This window comes from Pseudoalteromonas sp. SIMBA_162 (assembly GCF_046535955.1).
GTDB classification, from domain to species: Bacteria; Pseudomonadota; Gammaproteobacteria; order Enterobacterales; family Alteromonadaceae; genus Pseudoalteromonas; species Pseudoalteromonas marina.
The window spans coordinates 170,516-189,630 of sequence record NZ_JAWJBQ010000005.1 but is presented as its reverse complement, the minus strand read 5'-3'; the positions used below and the strand labels follow the sequence as shown (position 1 = coordinate 189,630).

Sequence of the window (19,115 nt, the reverse complement as noted above, 5' to 3'; positions counted from 1 at the left end):
ATACCTCGCGCCGCGCTCTAAGTGCCCCAAGCCTTAACTTTACAGATGTGGGGCTAAAGTGGTTGATTAATTAGTAATATAGCTTCTTTTGCTGGAACTGGTTTTGACATTAAATAACCTTGTCCGTATTCACAATGCGTAGTTTGCAAAGTCTCTAGCTGTCCGGTGGTTTCAATTCCTTCAGCAACAACTTCAAGTTTTAACGACTTAGCAAGTGACAAAATAGCCTCAACCAAGGGATTTGTTGAATCTTGTACATGATCGATGAAGCTTTTATCGATCTTCAGAATATGAATGGGCAGCTGGTGTAAGTAGCCTAGTGCAGAGTAACCTGTTCCAAAATCATCAAGACATAGTTTTACTTTTAGAGGTGAGAGCCCTTCGATAATTTGTGTGGCGAGCTCTAAGTTTTCTATTAATCCAGATTCGGTTATTTCTAAGCACAAAGAACCTAAAGGCAATTGGTATTTGTTATAGATAGCGTGGACCTGAGCTACAAAATCTAGGCTTGCAAAATGGCGCGATGATACATTTACTGTCACTTTTAAGAAACGATGACCTTGTTGGTGCCACTTTGAAATATGCTGTGCAGCTAAGTCGAGTAGATGTAAATCCAGGTTGATTATTTGGCCTGTTTTTTCAGCAATAGGAATAAAGTCATTAGGTGAAACAAACCCTTTTTTAGGGTGGTGCCAACGCACAAGTGCTTCAAAGCCAATAACGTGGTTATCTAAAATAGTAAAAATTGGCTGAAAGTAGAGTTCAAATTCGTTGTGTTCAATACCGTGCTGTAGGTCGTTTTCTATGTCAGCGTGTGTTTTAAGCTTTTTTCTCATTGTGTTGTTAAAAAACTTAACTTGTCCGCGGCCTGTTGATTTAGCCTCGTACATAGCGGCGTCTGCTTGTTGCAGTAACAGGTATGCTTTATCGTCAACATTATCAGTATAAGCAATACCTATGCTGGTAGAGGCTTGCAATAAATGGCCATCAACATTTATTGGTTTAGAAAGTGCTTCTTTTATACGCCCTAGTGCCTCTTTAACTTGATTACGATGAGTAATGTTTTCCATTAAAATAGCAAACTCGTCGCCACCCAAGCGTGAAAAAGTGTCAGTGTTACGAACTGTACCTTTGATCAACTCACAAATCTTAATTAAAAAGTGATCGCCAACTTCGTGGCCGAGCGCATCATTGATACTTTTAAAGCGGTCAAAATCTAAATAAAGTAGGGCATGAACAGTGCCTTTTTTTACACGCGTTAAGCGTAAAATTGCATGCTTTATTCGTTCAATAAGTAATGAACGATTAGCAAGCCCAGTTAATCCATCATGTAAAGCTTTGTGTTCAAGCTCCTGCCTAGCTAACTGCCTATCTATTGCCATACTTATTTGCCTGCTTACATAGGTAAGCAAAGCACTATCGTGCTCATTATAATGATGTGCCTCATGATAACTTTGCACAACAATGACACCACTCATACGTTCATTGGCTTTAAATGGTACACCTAGCCAAGATTCGGCTTGACGACCAATTAATTTAAAATGACCTTGCTCTATATGATCAATGTAGTCTTGTTTTGTTAATAACATCGCTTGGTCAGTTTGCAATAAAAAGTAAGACGCGGTGTCTTTAAGTTGTTCTTTAGAGATTTTTTGATGCGTGTTTGTTTGAATTCCAGCTTCAACAATGTAAACAATATCTAGAATGTCGATTTGTTTATCGTAAAGGCCAATAAAGAAGTTATCAGCCCTTAATAAACTATTAATAATAGTGTGTAAAGATTCGAAAAATGTATCTAAGTCACTGGCTTTATAGGTTAAGTTGGCTATTTGAAGAAGACTATTTTCAAGCTTTTGCGCGTCATTTAACTGCTCAACAGTCGATTGCAGGCTATTTACCATGTTAACTTGGTTTATTTTAGCGCTTAAAAGGTGTGCCACTGTTGTTAATATTTCAAGGTGTGCATTAGTAAAGTAATTCATGGCGGGGTGTTCACAATCAATAACACCTAGAATACGGTCTTTGTATACAAGAGGCACGCAAAGCTCTGATTGAGCAGGGCGTTCGTCTGCAATATAGCGGCTATCTTTTGTGACATCGCCTAAAATTATTGCCTTTTTTGTTGTTGCAACAAAACCTGATATACCTTCATTAAAATCAATTACTTTTCTTTGGGCTTTGTACTTATATCTTTGGCGATCGATTCCCATAGAAGCAACAAGATTGAGTTTAGAGGCTGATTCATCAGCGAGATAAATAACACAGTCAACAAATCCAAGACGATTTACAACTTGAGTTGTTACATATTCAAATAGCTCATCTAAGGTGTCTAGTTGTAATAGGCTTGATGAAAACTGATTTATGATACTTAGCTGATCTGTTTTTACTTCAAGCGCTTTAGAGGTATCGATACTGTTCGACATAGGCAAAATTTATTATTCTTTTTTTATAAACACCACATTAAGTTAACCTAATATCAACTGTTCTACAAAATAAAACGATAAACGTTTAAACAAAGCTGTAAATAAAATAGGGCAAATTAGTAACCGATTATTTTAATAAAATCTTTACTCGAAAACATCATATGCCTATGATCACATAAATTCAGCTGTGGAATGAAGTGATGACCAGTAATAATACAAACTCTGTAAAAACGTTAACAATTACCCGACCTGACGATTGGCATGTGCATTTACGCGATGGTGATCAGCTTAAAGACACTGTGCGCGATATTAGCCGCTATATGGGGCGTGCTATTATAATGCCAAATTTGGTTCCTCCAGCGACCTGCACTGATACCGCTTTAGCTTACAGAGAGCGTATAATGGCTGCTAAGCCACAAGGTAACTTTGAGCCCTTGATGGTGCTATACCTTACTGATAAGACAACACCTGAAGAAATAATTAAGGCTAAGGCATCAGGTAAAGTATTTGCTGCTAAACTATACCCTGCTGGCGCGACAACCAACTCTGATTCTGGTGTAACGTCCGTCAAAAATATATATTCAGTGCTTAGCGCTATGCAAGATGTTGGTATGCTTTTGCTTGTACATGGTGAAGTGACGGATTCTTCAATTGATATTTTTGACAGAGAAAAAGTATTTTTAGATACGATTCTAGGTGATGTCGTTAACGACTTTCCAGAGCTTAAAATAGTACTTGAGCATATAACGACAAAAGATGCGGTTGATTTTGTCAATAATGCGCCAAGTAATGTTGCGGCAACGATTACTGCCCACCATTTACTATATAATCGAAACCACATGTTAGCAGGCGGGATTCGCCCCCATTATTACTGTCTGCCTATACTTAAACGTAATATTCACCAGCAAGCACTTATGGCTGCAGCTACGAGTGGCAGTAAAAAGTTCTTTTTAGGTACTGACTCAGCGCCTCATTATAAAGATAAGAAAGAAGCTGCGTGCGGTTGCGCAGGGGCTTACACGGCTCATGCTGCTATTGAGCTTTACGCAGAAGCATTTGAAGAAGCTGGTGCATTAGATAAGCTAGAGGGCTTTGCAAGCCACTTTGGGCCAGACTTTTATGGTTTAGCGCGAAATAGCGATACAATTACACTGCAAAAGTCGCCTTGGACTGTGCCTGCAAGTTATACGCTTGGTGATTCTGAAGTGGTACCAATAAAAGCAGAATCCGTAATTGATTGGGCTGTTTTAAAGTAAAATTAAGTATTTAAAATCAAAGCCGCTTACTTGAGCGGCTTTTTTGTATGTAAATATTTAGGCTCAAGGCTTGTATGAAAAGGTGTAAATTGGCTTGTTACTTAATCATTATTTCTTGTTTGTTTTAGTATGAACAGAGATTAGCCTGTGAAGGGTTAACAATCGCTGTATTTTTATTAGGATTTCATAATAAATATTACAATAATATTTTATTTTTATTTACTTTAATCAATGTCTTATCTATTTTTAGTCACGGAGTAAGTTTTTTTAGAAATTATTTTCAATTAATAGAGCGAAAAAAAATAGAATGTGTTAATCTTACTTTGCTTTGAGTTTTTATGAATTGAATTTACGGATATTGTGCTGCGTTTAAGGTTACCAGTTAGGTTATTACTTGTTCCTGTACTATACCTCTATTTTTATGAGCATTGACTCAAGGAGGCTATTGCCACAATAACGTGGCAGAATTTTAATTATTGACTTACAGGAAAATTTAGTATGTCGGTTAACGGTAAAGTAAAATTTTTCAACGAAGCTAAAGGCTTTGGTTTCATTGAACAAGAAAACGGTCCTGACGTGTTTGTACATTTCAGCGCAATCTCTGGTTCTGGTTTTCGCACTCTTAGCGAAGGTCAAGCAGTGACATTCAGCATCAAACAAGGTCAAAAAGGCCCTGAAGCTGAGAACGTTGAAGCAGCATAATTTTAATTATGTGAACTCATGTTCATCTTGGTGAAGCAGGCCTCTGTTTCACCATTATCCCCTGAAACTACTCATATACACAGAAAGCTTAATACCTCCAATCATTAATAGCGCTCATTTATTATATCTAAACTCCAAAAGACCATAATATGGTTTAATTTTTCTAGAAACCTAATTCCAATTAAATATGCTAAACAGAATTCTATGTATTATTAATTTTGTGCCTCCTATAAAGTTCTAATATTTTTATTACCTTCCTAGATTAACTTGCAAGTTTTAGAAGTATTAATATTTACAAAACTCAGCCTCAAACTGGATTATATGGATAAACGACAAAGCCTAGAGTTTGGATAGTGAGCTAAGAAGTAACATACAGTGAACTTAGGCAAGACTCGGTTTGAACATCATAAGAATAATTAACTAAAGTAAGCTTTTTTTGATTTTGATTGTGCCCAAGCCATTAATGAGGCCTTATTTCGTCTATCAGTTTAGAGCGTTGCTTGATTGTAATTGAGTGTCAGAAAGCCTTCACAAATTTGATATTGAAACCCTTCTATTAGCTTTACAACTTTCAATATGTGTAACGTTTGATTTTTGTGCGTTAAACCGTTCCTTTTTTGAGTTAAAGTGCTTAAAAATGATAAAAAACCGTCAAATAGAGCCCCTAAAAGAGTTTTTTTTTAAATGTTTTTATTTTTTTTTTATATACATCAAGTTTGAACTAAATGTTGCATTTATGTTGTTTGTTTAGAGGTCTATCCAGTTAAACATCAACCTTATTGGGGTTTGCTAGGATTGTTGATAATACAGTTGGTTGCAATAATGTTAACATTTTATTGGTGCTACTTTAATGTAGTCCATCGGCAGGTGATTTATTTGCTAATTACACCTAACATCAAGTTGACAGCGCTTATTGCATTTAGCATTATTGAAAGGTTGATATCTATTAAAAGATATCAGGGTTGTTCTCCTCGGAGGATAATTAAATTATAAAAGTAACATTACTTAATTGGTTGGGAACTATGTCTGTTAAAATCAGAAAGAGTCTTGTAGCAACAGCGTTGGTTGGCGCTTTTGCATTTGCAAGCAGCAATGTGATTGCAGATCCTTTGAATGACGTGCAAAAAGCAGGTCAACAAATTCAAAAGGCTGCTGTTAAGTCTCAAACTAAAATTGACAATGTATATGGTCAAACTCAAGAGCTAATCGCTGAGTACCGTAGCATCGTTGATGAGACTGAACTTATGAAAGTGTATAACGATCACGTTGCACGTTTGGTCGCTGACCAAAATGCATCGATTGAGTCGTTCGATCGTCAAATTGCGACTATCGATAACACTAAACAAAACGTTGTGCCTTTGATGTATCGCATGATCGATACGCTTGAGCAATTCATCAAAGCGGACGTTCCATTTAATCTTGAAACGCGTCTAGGCCGTGTTGAAAGACTTCGTGACATCATGGCATCTGCCTCTGTTACTACGTCTGAAAAATTCCGTCAAGTTCTTGAAGCATACACAGTTGAAACAGCTTACAGCTCTGCAGTAACTGCTTCTCAAGGTACGCTTGAAATTGATGGCAAAAATATCAACGTAGATATCGGTCGTTTAGGTCGTATTACTTATGTTGCTCAGTCTTTTGACTTGAAACATGCTTGGGTGTGGGATAACAACACTAAACAGTGGAAAGAATTAGGTGAAGAATACCTAAAACCTGTTAAAGAAGTGATCCGCATGGCACGTAAGCAAGCGACACTAGAACTTGTTAAACTACCAATCTTTGGCGCGGAGTAATCAATAATGAAGAAACTATTTAAAGGTTTTGCTGTTGCAGCAGTACTATCTGTTTCTGCAGGTACCGCGCTTAACGCACACGCAAACACTGACGCTTTAGACAAAATTCTTGAGCAAGTTAAGCAAGAGCGTATCTCAGAAGGTAAGATCAATAAGCAACGTGAGCAAGAGTTCTTATCAGAACGTGCTGACAAGCAATCTTTACTTAATAAAGCTAAAAGCCAGCTAGCTGCTGAAAAAGCACGTGGTGACTCTTTAGCTAAGCAATACGCACAAAACGAAAACACTTTAGCGGAAAAAGAGCAAGCTCTTCAAAATGCTCAAGGTACTCTAGGTGAGATGTTTGGTGTTGTACGCCGTGCAGCGCAAGACGCTATCGGTTCTATCGAAGCATCTTTAGTAAGTGCTGAAAAGCCAGGTCGTGCTGAAGTACTTCGTTCATTAGCAGCAGCTAAAGAACTTCCAACAGTTCGTGAGTTAGAAGAGCTTTGGATTTCACTTCAAACAGAAATGACAGAATCAGCAAAAGTATCTACTTTTGAATCTGAAGTTGCTGGCCTTGACGGAAACACTGCGGTTAAGAAAATCACTCGTATTGGTAACTTTAACTTAGTTGCTGACGAAGGTTACTTAATCTACTCGCCAGAAACAAAGTCTATCCAGCCTTTAGGTAAACAACCTGATAGCTACATTTTAGATGGCATTTCAAACCTAGAAGCAACATCTTCTGATAGCTACGCGGGCGTTTACATTGACCCTACACGCGGCGCAATCTTACGTATTAATACGCAGAAGAAAACGCTAATGGAATACTACGAGCAAGGTGCTGAAGTTGGTTATATCATCACTGTACTACTTGCTGTAGGTCTATTAATCTTCTTAGTTCGTTTCATTGACTTAGCGCTTACTACTTCTAAGATCAAATCACAACTTAAGAACTTGTCTACACCGAATACAAACAACCCACTGGGTCGTATTCTTAAAGTGTACCATGACAACAAATCTCAAGATGTTGAAAACCTTGAACTTAAACTTGATGAAGCTATTTTACGTGAAACTCCACGTGTTGAAGCTGGTATCAACATCATCAAGATCCTTGCTGCTATCGCACCATTACTAGGTCTACTAGGTACAGTAATCGGTATGATTTTAACGTTCCAAACAATCACATTGTTCGGTACGGGCGATCCGAAGATCATGGCTGGTAACATCTCTCTAGCACTTGTAACTACAGCGCTAGGTCTAATTGCAGCACTACCACTTATTCTACTTCACTCTATTGTTGCAGGTCGTAGTAAGTCGGTATTACATATCCTTGATGAGCAAAGCGCTGGTATCATCGCTACTCACGCGGAGAAGGAGAAAGCCTAATGCTAGTCCTGATGGAGATATGGGAATCTATCAGGGATTTTGTTGGCACAGGCGGCCAGGTTTTATACGTGGTCGCGATAGCACTCTTTCTGATGTGGGTTTTAATGATTGAGCGCTATTGGTTCTTACTTGCAGAGTTTCCTCGTTTAACGAAGGATATTGTTGCTAAGTGGGATGCCCGCCAAGACACTACGTCTTGGTACGCACACAGAATCCGTGAAGCATGGATTTCTGAAGCGTCTGAAAAATTAGATCAGCGTATGTTGTTGATTAAAACATTAGTAGCTGTTTGTCCTTTAATAGGCTTACTTGGAACTGTAACGGGTATGATCGCGGTTTTTGAAACCATGGCAACTCAAGGTACTGGTAATGCACGTTTAATGGCATCAGGTATTTCAATGGCAACAATCCCAACAATGGCTGGAATGGTTGCGGCACTATCTGGAGTTTTCTTTAGCTCACGCCTTGAGGCAAGAGCGAGAATGGTGAAAGCCAAACTTGTAGATAGCATGCCTCATCACTAGAGAGAGAATTAAATATGGCACGTAAACAACGTTTTCGTGAAGAAGAAGAAGCAGCGGTAGATATGACACCAATGCTTGACATCGTATTTATCATGCTTATTTTCTTTATCGTAACTACATCGTTCGTTAAAGAGGCTGGTATCGAGGTCAATAAACCTAAAGCTGCCCAAGCTACGAAGCAAAAAAATGCAAACATTTTTATTGCTATACGCAGTGATGGCGCAATCTGGATTGATAAGCAGCAAGTTGACGTTGAACGTGTTTCAGCGAAAATTGAAAGCTTATTAGCAGAACAACCTACTGACGTTGTAATTTTGCAGGCTGATAAAGAAGCAAAACACGGCACAGTGGTTAAAGTTATGGACCAGATTAAAGCAACGGGCGATAACCTAAGAATTTCAATAGCTGGAGATCAGTAATGATTCGTTTTCTGTTTTCACTGATTGCAGGTGGGGCAGTTACTTTCGGCTTGTTCTACTTCATGGCTTACCTCATCTCTGGTGGGGCTGACCGTAATACGGAACAAAAAGAGCAGATCATAGTCGAAATTATGACGAATCCGCCTGAATCTAAGGTGCAGGAGAGGAAGCGTGTACCGCCTCCGCCTCCGCCACCGCCAAAGCAGCCGCCTAAACCGCAGCCGCCACAGCCGGATACTAATCCTAACCCAGGTGCAATGTCATTTAATATGCCAAGCATCGACGTAGGGAGTTCTGCTGGTGGACTAAGTGGTCCGGGTGCATTTGGACGAGATGGTGATGCGACACCTATCGTTCGTATTGAACCAAAATATCCAACGCAAGCAGCACGTGATGGTAAAGAAGGTTGGGTACAACTTTCGTTCACAATTGATGAGTTAGGTGGGGTTATTGACGTTGATGTAATCGACGCTGAACCTAAACGTATCTTTGACCGTGAAGCTAAACGTGCACTTCGTAAGTGGAAATACCGTCCGAAAATTATTGACGGTAAGCCACAAAAACAAGTTGGTTTACAAGTTCAACTAGACTTTAAACTTAACCAAGGCTAAGGAGGCGAGTAATGAGAAATTTATCTAAAGTAACTGCTCTTGCAATTCTTATGTCTGTGTCAGGTGCAACTTTAAGTTCATCTGTATTAGCGGCGCCAGATTACGCAAAAATTGAAGAGCGTAAGAAAGCAAAAACTAAGATCATGGGCGAGCGTACTGGTAAAAAAGTAATTAAAGCATTTGACTTGTATAACGAAGAAAAAGTTGACGAAGCAATTGTATTGCTGAGAGAGATTGACCCTTCAGATGAGTTTGATAAAGCGACTGTAAATCGTTACTTAGGTAGCATGTACGCGCAGAAAGAAAACTACGCTGATGCAATCAAATACAGCAAGCTAGCAGTAGCGCCTGATATTTTGAACTTTGCAGACCATGAACAAACACTTAAGTTATTAGGTGATTTGTACGCGGGTACTGAGAAATACAAAGAAGCAAAAAAAGCATACACAGCTTGGATGGACTTCACAGGTGAGGAAGATCCAACTGTATATACTCGTATTGCGCAAGCTAACTTTCAGCTAGAGCAATTCAGTGATGTTTTTGAGCCTGCTAACAAAGCAATAGCTCTTCAAAAAGAGCCTAATAAAGGCCCTTACCAGCTTAAACTTGGCGCATACTTTGAAACTAAAGATTATGCAAACATGGTTAAAGTGGGTGAAGAAATTGTTAGAGTTTGGCCTGATGATAAAAAAGCTTGGGTTGGTTTAGGTAAATATTACCTACAAACCGAAGAATATCAGAAAGGTCTTGCAACAATGGAAGTGGCTTTCAAAAACGGTTACTTTGAAAACGAAGTTGAATACAAAGTACTTGCTAACTTTTACTCTTTAAATGAAATTCCTTACAAAGCAGCAGTAACGCTTGAAAAGGCAATTAAAGAAGAAAAAGTTAAACGTACTAAGCAAAATGTCAACGCTGTTGCAAGTAACTATCATCGCTCTAAAGATATAGAGAAAGCTGCTAAGTATTATGAAGAAGCTGCTAAATTTGATGACGACGCTGAGCTTTACCGCAAAGCAGGTTCATTACTTTTACAATCTGAGAAATTCAGTGCTGCCGTTGTTCGCTTGAACAAGGCGTTAGAGCTTGGCTCTGACAAAAAAGGTACAATTTATTCAGATTTAGCTGAGGCGTATTACTACCAAGGTAAGTACAAGCAAGCTTATGCTGCTATTGTTAAAGCTATGGACGACCCACGCACACGTAAGTTTGCAAAAGGTTGGTCTACCTACATTAAAGATAAAGCCGCTCGCAACGGTGTTAAAATTTAATATTAGCTAACATTAGCAATTTCTAAAAAGCCCCTCTGGGGCTTTTTTTATTAGGATCACTATGTATAAAACGTTTTTTTTATCATTGTTATTGTGTTTAAATCTTGTTGGTTGTACTGATAAGAGTGATAGTTTTAGTTCTTTTGATGAGGCACGCAGCGCTTTAAAGTCTTTAAATACTGTGTTGATATTAGGTCAAGAATCAAACAATATAAAAGTTACAGAAGAAAACATTGTTTACTCGAACGAATATCTTGATAAACGTCATGCTATTTATCAGCAATTGATGACGATGAAGTTAACACCTAATCAAATTACCCAAGTTAATTATTTGGTTATTGCAGAACGATTTCCTGAGCGTTTTTTTCCTTGGCCAGCCCAAGTAGACGTTCTACATAATATGAGTTTATTTAACCGTTCAACTAGCACCGTTGAGCAAACTATTAGTTGGCTTAAATTTACACAAGCTAAGTTAGACATTGCAAAGCAAAGTAATCTAAAACTAAATAAGTTAGAGTATTCTTTACTACAGGGATATGTAGCGCAAGCTATCGAAAACAAGGCTACACAAGGTGCAATTAAAAGCCATATCAGAGCTTTTTCTAATTATTTGGATAATTATAAGCCCAGAGGGAGTGTTGGTTTAAGAGGGCTTTCTAATGGTTCAGAGTGGTATCAGAGTAAACTCAATTATTATGGCAACGCAGTTAACTCGCCTTTAGAGTGGGTTGTTATTATTAACGAAAAAATTAAAGCGCTTGAAAGTGCAGTTATTAATGTCAAATTTAAACAAAATCACACTAAATCGTTTGCTGTGCAGTATTTATCTAAAGAGCCATTGATTAATGGACTTGACTGGCAAACACATTACTTAGACTTGCCTGCTATGGCCAGCAATACAAAATTGTCTAATAATGACAAGTTGCTCATGCTTACAATGATGGAAACAGATATAGGTATTCATTACCACGCATGGACAATTGATCAGGCTAAAGTTAATTTATCAAAGCGTCTTAAAGTGTCAGAACAAACCGCGCAATATTTAGTTGAAGATATTATTCTTTATCCAGGTCAATCGTTTAGTTTTTGTGGTCAGATTTGTTATTAACCTAGGGGTTGTTTATTTGCCGAGGCTTATGGGAAGGCAAAGCCTCGATGTGTAGATACATGTTTTTTAATACGTAATTACGCAGAGTATATTCTAACATACCCTGTTATTTTTTTGAGTTCCGGCCGGGGCAGTTTATGTTTAGCTGCCTATAGTCAATATAGGTAATGGGCATGAGTAATGAGTAGGGTGCAGGGGTTTTGCTCTGTTTTTACTTGTCTACTGGCTCAAAAACTTTGCACCCCGGTTAAATCAATTTCAAAACTAATATGCCTGCAGGCATTAGCTATAGAAACTTATAACTAAGACTTTAAACATTAGTTAGATGTTCGTTTAATTGCGCATTTTGTACAGCGCTGTGTTGCAGGGTCTTTTTGAAGTAATGCGGTTGCAATTTTTTCTTCACAATCACAACAATAGCCGTATTGACCTATATCAATTTGACTCACTGCGGCCTCTAACATCGTCATACGGTTAATTAAGTTAGCATACTCAGGGCCAAGCCTTTTTGCAGCAAGATCTAACCACTCATTATTTGCTGTATGCTTTAATGTGGTGATCAAGCCTTGATGGGCGGGGTGGGGCGATTTAGAAAGCATAACAAGTATGTTTGATTTAACTTGTGTTAGTTCATCATGTAAGCGCTTTTGGTGGTTCATTATCAGTATAACCCTTTTACATTAACTGCTCGTTATACTGATATTATCTAATTGCTTTTAATTATCTGTCATGATTTGAATCAAGTTGTGGTGCTTTTGCATATTTTTTTAAAACGGCAGATACGTCTTCTTTGGTTTTTAACCTACGAATTTCATCAAACAATGTTATTGCTTGCGGATATTGACGCTTTAAATAACCTAGCCATTGTTTAGTTCTAGATGCAAAATATTTTTCATCTTTAGCTGGGTCATGATGAATAGCTGAGTGTATTAAGTGATAAAGAACATGCTCCCATTCTAAACCCTCATAGTACTCATTGTTGACATGTGCTTTTATTTTTTTAGCTAAATCAGGATGAGATAGGGCGCCTCTGCCAAGCATTAAGTCGTTACAACCGCTTCTTTTTTGGCACAGTATTGCGTCTTCAACTTGCCATATTTCACCATTAGCAACTACGGCAATATTTTTACCTTTTATTATAGGGGGTATCTTTTCCCAATATGCTGGTGGGTTGTATCCATCGCGTTTTGTTCTTGCATGAATTGCTACGCTATTAGCGCCAGCACTTACAACCGCATCCATAATTTCTTGGCTGTTACTGTCGTCATCAAAGCCTAAACGTATTTTTGCACTGACTTCATGTTTTGAATCTACCGCATCTCTAACCGCTTTAATTATGGTATACATATGCTCGGGATCTTTAAGCAAAACGGCACCACCGCGGCTACGGTTAACCGTTTTCGCAGGACATCCAAAATTAAGGTCAACACCATGGGAACCCAAATCAATCGCTCTCACTGCGTTTTCAGCTAATGGATTAGCTTCTTGTCCAAGCAATTGTATACGCACCGGCGTGCCTGCTCGGGTATAGCCATTATTATTTAGTTCAGGGCAGTATCGATAAAATACTTTTTCAGGTAAACGTGCTTGAACAACTCTTACAAATTCGGTCACGCATAAATCAAACCCGCCAAGGTCAGTTAGCAGTTGGCGCATTTTAAAATCTACAACACCTTCCATAGGTGCTAAAACAAGTTTCATAAAACGATTATATTATTAAAAATAAGGGCGCTAGTTTACCTGTAAATTGCATATTGATAAATCTGTAATTGTTACTCATAGTTAAAGTGAGAATGCAGGGGGCAAATTTTTCGAATAAATAAAAATAAAATGAAAGTTTTTATTTCATCACAGGTCTACTTAAACATACACGCAATTTAAAACGATATTTACATTGCAATGATTTACACATTGAGTATAGAGAGTAAAAATTATGAATACAGTAAAAAATAATACAATCGCATTAACGTTAGGTGCAGTCGTTGTGGGTTCTGCGAGTTTAGTATCTGCTGATGTACAAGCAAACCCGTTTGAATTTCAGCAGCTTGTTTCAGGTTATCAATTAGATGCTGCCGAAGGCAAGTGCGGTGAAGGCAAATGTGGCGGTGACGCAAAAGGTAAAAAAGAAGGCAAGTGTGGCGAAGGTAAATGTGGCGGTGACGCAAAAGGTAAAAAAGAAGGCAAGTGCGGCGAAGGTAAATGTGGCGGTGACGCAAAAGGTAAAAAAGAAGGCAAGTGTGGCGAAGGTAAATGTGGCGGCGACGCAAAAGGTAAAAAAGAAGGCAAGTGCGGCGAAGGTAAATGTGGCGGTGACGCAAAAGGTAAAAAAGAAGGCAAGTGCGGCGAAGGTAAATGTGGCGGCGATGCAAAAGGTAAAAAAGAAGGCAAGTGCGGCGAAGGCAAATGTGGCGGCGATGCAAAAGGTAAAAAAGAAGGCAAGTGCGGCGAAGGTAAATGTGGTGGCCGTTAATTTCTTAATTTAATTAAGTTATGCTAAAGGGCCACGGGCCCTTTTTTGTTAATAGTAGAGGCAGTTATGACACAAATGCACAGTTCGGAATTTGGAATGGTTGGCTTAGGTTTGCGCCGTGAAATGCTAGATGAGTTATTAGAACACGTTCCAAAGCAAATTGATTTTTTAGAAGTTGCGCCTGAGAATTGGTTAAAACTGGGCGGCCGATTTAAAAAGCAGTTTAAAACATTAACCGATGCTAATAATTTTGTATGTCATGGCTTGTCTTTATCAATAGGTTCGCCAGAGCCGCTTGATATTGAATTTATTAAATCGCTAAAAGTCTTTTTTGATCAGCACAACATTAAAATGTTTAGTGAGCATTTGAGTTATTGCTCTGGTCAAGGCCATATGTATGATTTAATGCCCATCCCTTTTACCGAAGAGGCAATAGCGCATGTTGTCCCCCGAATTAAGCAAGTGCAAGACATTCTTGAACGACCTATTGCGATGGAAAATGTATCTTACTACGGTGCGCCAGGCCAAGAGTTATCTGAACTTGAATTTACAACTGAAATTTTAGAGCAAGCAGATTGTAAATTGTTGCTTGATGTAAATAATATTTATGTTAATTCGATAAACCATGGTTATGACGCAAATACCTTTTTAGCTGGCTTACCTACAAAACGTATCGCTTATGGGCATGTTGCGGGACATTATAATGAGGCTAATGATTTAATAGTCGATACTCATGGCGCCGATGTTATTGATCCAGTCTGGGAGTTGCTTGATAAAGCTTATAAGTTACATGGTGTATTTCCAACGCTTCTTGAGCGAGATTTTAATATTCCAGAGATAAATGTACTCACTAAAGAGCTTGATATTATTATTCAGTTGCAACAAAAGTATCTAAATCCTGAGCTTTCAAAACAACGAGCTTGAAGTTAACGCGAATCAGACAGTAATGAGTATCCAGCTATGAGCTTTATAGATGTTCAAAATGAATTTATGGCGCACATACGTGAACCAAAAAAAAATAAAAAGCCAACTGATATTGAAGATAGACGCATGGCTATATATCGCGACTTATTCTTTAATAACATAGAGGGATTCATTTCTTCTGGTTATCCAGTGTTAAAAACGCTTTATAGTGACAAACAATGGAACAAATTGATTAGGCAGTTTTTTAGTGAATATAATTGTCAATCACCATACTTTTTAGATATAGCAGGGGAGTTTATTAATTACTTGTCCAGTAGTTATAAAATGAAAAACTATGATCCTGCTTTTATGTTAGAGCTTGCGCATTATGAATGGGTAGAGCTTGACGTTTCAATAGCAAACGAAGACCCCAATGAGAGAAAACTACAACAAACAGCGTTAACTAAAAGTCCATTATTTCTATCAAGCGTAGCGAGAAATTTGAGTTACCAATATCCAGTGCAAACTATAAGTGACCAAGTCCGGCCAAAAGAACCATCGACTGTACCTAACTATTTTATTGTTTATAGAGATGAAGAAGATGAAGTACAGTTTTTAGCAACTAATGCAATGACGGCTTTATTACTCTCTATCATTGAAAGCGTTGAGGGCATTACATTTGATAACCTCTGCCAACAGGTGATTATGCAGGCTCCTCAGTTTAACGAAGAGCAAATAACACAAGGGGCGCTTGTGACACTCAATGCGCTGATTGAACGCGGTGTAATCGTGACAAAAAATCAAGATTAAGGCCTTTATTGATGTTTTTACATCGTCTATCATGGCAGCCTTATTTATCGTGCTTAATAAAAGGTTGTACCATGTCAGATGATAAAGATTTTAAAGATCCGTTTAACGCTACTTATTTTATTGCTTTTCTAGCGGTATTTGCAGGTATTGGTTGTTTAAATGCAATTTTAGGTTGGATCACTAGCTTAACCTAAAACGTATTTATAGTTTAAGGCTGTTGTCAGCATCAGCCTTAACGCTTTGCTTTTTTATCCTCTATAACTGTTCAATATTTTCGTTAAAGTCACAGCAAACTCGCAATTAAAGTTCACTTAAGGTTATAATCACCTGCTTTGTAATATCAACCATTGAGCAGTAAAACTTATGACTCAAGTAACACCAGCAATTATTAAAAACAGCATTGCAACAATTGCTGATTATCCTAAAGCGGGCATTATGTTTCGCGATGTAACTACATTAATGGCCAACCCTGAAGCGTTCAAGGCTACTATTGATGCGTTTATAACCGAATATAAAGACCAAGGTTTTACAAAAATTATTGGCACAGAATCACGTGGCTTTATTTTTGGTGCGCCTTTATCTTATGCTTTAGGTATTCCTTTTATTCCAGTGCGTAAGCCTGGCAAATTACCGCGCGAAGTTATTCGCCAAGATTACCTACTAGAATACGGTGAAGACACGCTAGAACTTCATGTTGATGCAATTGTACCCGGTGACAAAGTACTTCTTGTTGATGACCTTCTAGCAACTGGCGGTACTATCGAAGCGACTGCTAAACTAGTTAATAAGTTAGGCGGTGAGGCTACTGATGCAGCATTTGTTGTATCATTGCCTGAATTAGGTGGCGAACAACGCATAGAAAAAATGGGTATCAAAATCTTAAAGTTGGTTGAATTCGAAGGCGAATAATCGATGAGTTATCAGGTTCTAGCGAGAAAATGGCGTCCACAAACCTTTCATGAATTGGTTGGGCAGTCTCATGTTAAACAAGCGCTTGTTAATGCGCTTACACAAAATAGACTGCACCACGCGTATTTATTCACTGGAACCCGAGGTGTTGGTAAAACAACTATTGCGCGTATTTTTGCAAAAAGCTTAAATTGCGACGAAGGTATTTCGGCATCTCCTTGTGGGCAATGTAGTAGCTGTACAGATATTGAAGCAGGGCGCTACATTGACTTGCTAGAAATTGATGCTGCCTCTCGTACTAAAGTAGAAGATACGCGTGAAATACTTGATAACGTTCAATACGCACCTACGCGCGGGCGTTACAAAGTATACCTAATAGATGAAGTTCACATGCTTTCAAAGCATAGCTTTAATGCGCTTTTAAAAACGCTTGAAGAACCGCCAGAGCATGTGAAATTTTTACTCGCAACCACCGATCCTCAAAAGTTACCCGTTACTATTTTATCGCGATGTTTACAGTTTAATTTAAACGCCTTATCGCAAAGTGAAATTAAAACACAGCTTCAACACGTTTTGACTCAAGAACAACTGCGCTTTGATAACGATGCACTTAGCGTTATTGCAAAAGCTGCAGATGGCAGTATGCGCGATGCGCTTAGCTTAACCGATCAAGCTATAGCACAAACTAATGGTGATATTAATAATCAAGCGGTTCAAGCTATGCTTGGTTTAATGGATACACACTACAGCCAAAGTTTATTAGCAGCATTACTAAGTCAAGATGGCGCTGCGCTCATGAGTGAAATAGCAAATGTAGCGAGCAAAAACCCAAATTATATAGCGTTACTTGATGATTTAATTTCATTAACGCACTTAACCCAGCTTACCCAATTAGTGCCTCAAGCTGCTGGGCTTGATGAGACCAATGCTGATTACATAAAGCACGTTGCAGAGCACACAAGTGCACAGCAAGTGCAGGTTTATTACCAGTTACTTTTAAACGGTAAAAAAGATTTACAATGGGCCCCTGAGCCACGTTTAGGGTTCGAAATGATTTTGCTGAGGTTACTTGCATTTCAGCCTGCAGGAAACGAAAACCAGCAGGACGAGATAAGCACGCCTCAATTGGCGGCAGGTAACACTGAAAGCCGAGCCAATGCACTGCGTGATATTTTAAGTAAAAATAAGCCTGAAAGTACTAATAACGCAGCTAAACACAGCGACATAAGCGCTGTACAGCAACCAGCTGAAAAATCGATTATAAGTGCAGAACAGCATGAGCAAGTAACCCCCACTGTTACTGATACGCCTCTTGATTCTGATCACGTAGCCCATTTACAGGTTAAAAACGAAGAGGCTCAAACTGAAACGAGCCAAAATACACCTGCGAAGCAAATAAGTGATGAGCAAGCACAGCGTAACAGCGAAAATGAAGCATACATGCAGCACAATGATGTAGAGCAAACATTAGCTGCACAATTCGATGATGTAATGAGTAGCGCGCTAGATCAAGGTTTTAATCCTCAAACTCAAAGCACATCGCAACAGGCTGAATCTCCAAGCGCTCCAGTCTCTTTGGATGCAGCTTCACTGCATGATAAAGAGTCTCAGGCACAATCGGCCATTGCACGCATCTTACGTGACAGAAATATATCAGGTTCAGGCAGGTTATCAGGTAATAATATAGCTCAGCCGCCAGTGTCTGAAAAACCTGAAGCTGATAATAATGAGCAAAGTAACAGGCTGGTTGGTTCGCCAATTGTAGAGCAAAGTGAATCCACTAATACAGATATACACACTCATTCTGAAAACGCAGAACACCCTCAAGCGGCTTCTGTGCAATCTACTAACCCACCGCCGTGGGATGACTATAATACAGGCGAGCATGAAAAAAAGTCTGAGCTCCCTGTTAGCGGGAGCCAAGCAAAACGCCCCAGTGTAGTCGCTACAAAAGCACAAAAAGTTGATTTTAAAGCTAAGCATCAAACAATCACTGAAAATTTAGCGCCTGAGTTACTAGAACAAATTAATCCTCAAAGTGTGCCTGCTCCAGCTCCACAAGAGGAAAGTATTCCGGTTCCAGATGATTTTCAAAGCCCAATAAGTGAAATAAAGTTTGCTCATCAGCAAGACGAGTGGGCTTATTTGATAAAACGTATGGGGCTGGGTGGACGAATGCGCCAATTTGCGCTGCATTCAATTTTTACGAAGCAGGGAAGTAACTTACATATAGATGTTGATGAATCGCAAAAACACCTAGATACGCCTATGCTTCGTCAAAAACTTGATGCCGCATTATCGAGTATTTACGATCACAATGTGTCGCTGAGTATAAAATTTGCTCAAGGGGTTATCGATTCGCCTTATTTAATTCAACAAAAAATAGATGCAGGGCGCCATCAGCAAGCAATAGATGTGATCACAAGTGACGAAAACATAGTACAATTTCAACAGTTATTTAGCGCCGAAATTGACGAAAACAGTATTCAGGCATTGTAATTACATACAATCGCCCTTATCTTCATGACAATTAAAGATTAAAAGA

The 19,115-nt window shown here is 38.7% G+C and carries 18 protein-coding genes; 15 read left to right on the top strand and 3 right to left on the bottom strand.

The window, feature by feature from the left end; all coding sequences use genetic code 11:
• Positions 1-53 precede the first annotated feature (53 nt).
• On the bottom strand, positions 54-2,423 hold the full coding sequence (locus R0J88_RS05680; RefSeq protein ID WP_010557579.1) for an EAL domain-containing protein: 2,370 nt from the start codon (positions 2,421-2,423) through the stop codon (positions 54-56).
• A 200-nt stretch (positions 2,424-2,623) separates the two neighbouring features.
• Between R0J88_RS05680 and pyrC the strand changes: the two genes are divergently transcribed.
• The 9 genes from pyrC to R0J88_RS05635 all read left to right on the top strand — a co-directional run bounded on the left by pyrC (position 2,624) and on the right by R0J88_RS05635 (position 11,478).
• Positions 2,624-3,679 carry a dihydroorotase gene (pyrC, locus tag R0J88_RS05675; RefSeq protein ID WP_039036737.1) on the top strand — a complete coding sequence of 352 codons (1,056 nt, stop codon included), beginning with the start codon at positions 2,624-2,626 and terminating at the stop codon, positions 3,677-3,679.
• Positions 3,680-4,177: 498 nt separating this feature from the next.
• Positions 4,178-4,381: a cold-shock protein gene (locus R0J88_RS05670; protein WP_410899361.1), complete on the top strand. Its 204-nt coding sequence runs from the start codon at positions 4,178-4,180 to the stop codon at positions 4,379-4,381.
• A gap of 1,022 nt (positions 4,382-5,403) precedes the next feature.
• Positions 5,404-6,174 (top strand): DUF3450 domain-containing protein, encoded by a 771-nt coding sequence (locus R0J88_RS05665; protein ID WP_010557582.1) that lies wholly within the window; start codon positions 5,404-5,406, stop codon positions 6,172-6,174.
• Positions 6,175-6,180: 6 nt separating this feature from the next.
• Positions 6,181-7,545, top strand: coding sequence for a MotA/TolQ/ExbB proton channel family protein (locus R0J88_RS05660; protein WP_006792382.1), 1,365 nt, complete (start codon positions 6,181-6,183; stop codon positions 7,543-7,545).
• Positions 7,545-8,069, top strand: a complete 525-nt coding sequence (locus R0J88_RS05655; RefSeq protein WP_004588135.1) for a MotA/TolQ/ExbB proton channel family protein — start codon at positions 7,545-7,547, stop codon at positions 8,067-8,069. The genes R0J88_RS05660 and R0J88_RS05655 overlap by 1 nt, the downstream gene beginning before the upstream one ends.
• A gap of 14 nt (positions 8,070-8,083) precedes the next feature.
• Positions 8,084-8,488: an ExbD/TolR family protein gene (locus tag R0J88_RS05650; RefSeq protein WP_006792384.1), complete on the top strand. Its 405-nt coding sequence runs from the start codon at positions 8,084-8,086 to the stop codon at positions 8,486-8,488.
• The gene (locus R0J88_RS05645; protein ID WP_010557583.1) at positions 8,488-9,099 is read left to right on the top strand and encodes an energy transducer TonB; all 612 of its coding nucleotides are present in this window, start codon (positions 8,488-8,490) and stop codon (positions 9,097-9,099) included. Before R0J88_RS05650 ends, R0J88_RS05645 begins: the two co-directional genes overlap by 1 nt.
• Positions 9,100-9,110: 11 nt before the next feature.
• A complete protein-coding gene (locus tag R0J88_RS05640) occupies positions 9,111-10,370 on the top strand; it encodes a tetratricopeptide repeat protein (protein WP_138740345.1) in 1,260 nt (419 codons plus the stop codon).
• A gap of 61 nt (positions 10,371-10,431) precedes the next feature.
• Positions 10,432-11,478, top strand: a complete 1,047-nt coding sequence (locus R0J88_RS05635) for a hypothetical protein (protein WP_410899360.1) — start codon at positions 10,432-10,434, stop codon at positions 11,476-11,478.
• Between the two features lie 317 nt (positions 11,479-11,795).
• Here the strand turns inward: R0J88_RS05635 and R0J88_RS05630 are convergent, their stop codons facing one another.
• Together R0J88_RS05630 and R0J88_RS05625 are read right to left on the bottom strand one after the other, a co-directional pair.
• The gene (locus tag R0J88_RS05630) at positions 11,796-12,137 is read right to left on the bottom strand and encodes a TraR/DksA C4-type zinc finger protein (protein WP_008131363.1); all 342 of its coding nucleotides are present in this window, start codon (positions 12,135-12,137) and stop codon (positions 11,796-11,798) included.
• A gap of 61 nt (positions 12,138-12,198) precedes the next feature.
• Positions 12,199-13,179 (bottom strand): tRNA-dihydrouridine synthase, encoded by a 981-nt coding sequence (locus R0J88_RS05625; RefSeq protein WP_410899359.1) that lies wholly within the window; start codon positions 13,177-13,179, stop codon positions 12,199-12,201.
• A 232-nt stretch (positions 13,180-13,411) separates the two neighbouring features.
• On the opposite strand from R0J88_RS05625, the gene R0J88_RS05620 reads away from it, so the two are divergent.
• The 6 genes from R0J88_RS05620 to dnaX all read left to right on the top strand — a co-directional run bounded on the left by R0J88_RS05620 (position 13,412) and on the right by dnaX (position 19,069).
• Positions 13,412-13,948: a hypothetical protein gene (locus R0J88_RS05620; RefSeq protein WP_410899358.1), complete on the top strand. Its 537-nt coding sequence runs from the start codon at positions 13,412-13,414 to the stop codon at positions 13,946-13,948.
• A 96-nt stretch (positions 13,949-14,044) separates the two neighbouring features.
• Positions 14,045-14,872, top strand: a complete 828-nt coding sequence (locus R0J88_RS05615) for a DUF692 domain-containing protein (protein WP_410899374.1) — start codon at positions 14,045-14,047, stop codon at positions 14,870-14,872.
• Positions 14,873-14,908: 36 nt separating this feature from the next.
• A complete protein-coding gene (locus R0J88_RS05610; protein WP_410899357.1) occupies positions 14,909-15,661 on the top strand; it encodes a DUF2063 domain-containing protein in 753 nt (250 codons plus the stop codon).
• Positions 15,662-15,732: 71 nt separating this feature from the next.
• Positions 15,733-15,855, top strand: a complete 123-nt coding sequence (locus R0J88_RS05605) for a hypothetical protein (protein WP_008132255.1) — start codon at positions 15,733-15,735, stop codon at positions 15,853-15,855.
• A gap of 169 nt (positions 15,856-16,024) precedes the next feature.
• The gene (apt, locus tag R0J88_RS05600) at positions 16,025-16,570 is read left to right on the top strand and encodes an adenine phosphoribosyltransferase (RefSeq protein WP_006792394.1); all 546 of its coding nucleotides are present in this window, start codon (positions 16,025-16,027) and stop codon (positions 16,568-16,570) included.
• A gap of 3 nt (positions 16,571-16,573) precedes the next feature.
• Positions 16,574-19,069, top strand: a complete 2,496-nt coding sequence (dnaX, locus tag R0J88_RS05595; protein WP_410899356.1) for a DNA polymerase III subunit gamma/tau — start codon at positions 16,574-16,576, stop codon at positions 19,067-19,069.
• Positions 19,070-19,115: the final 46 nt, after the last annotated feature.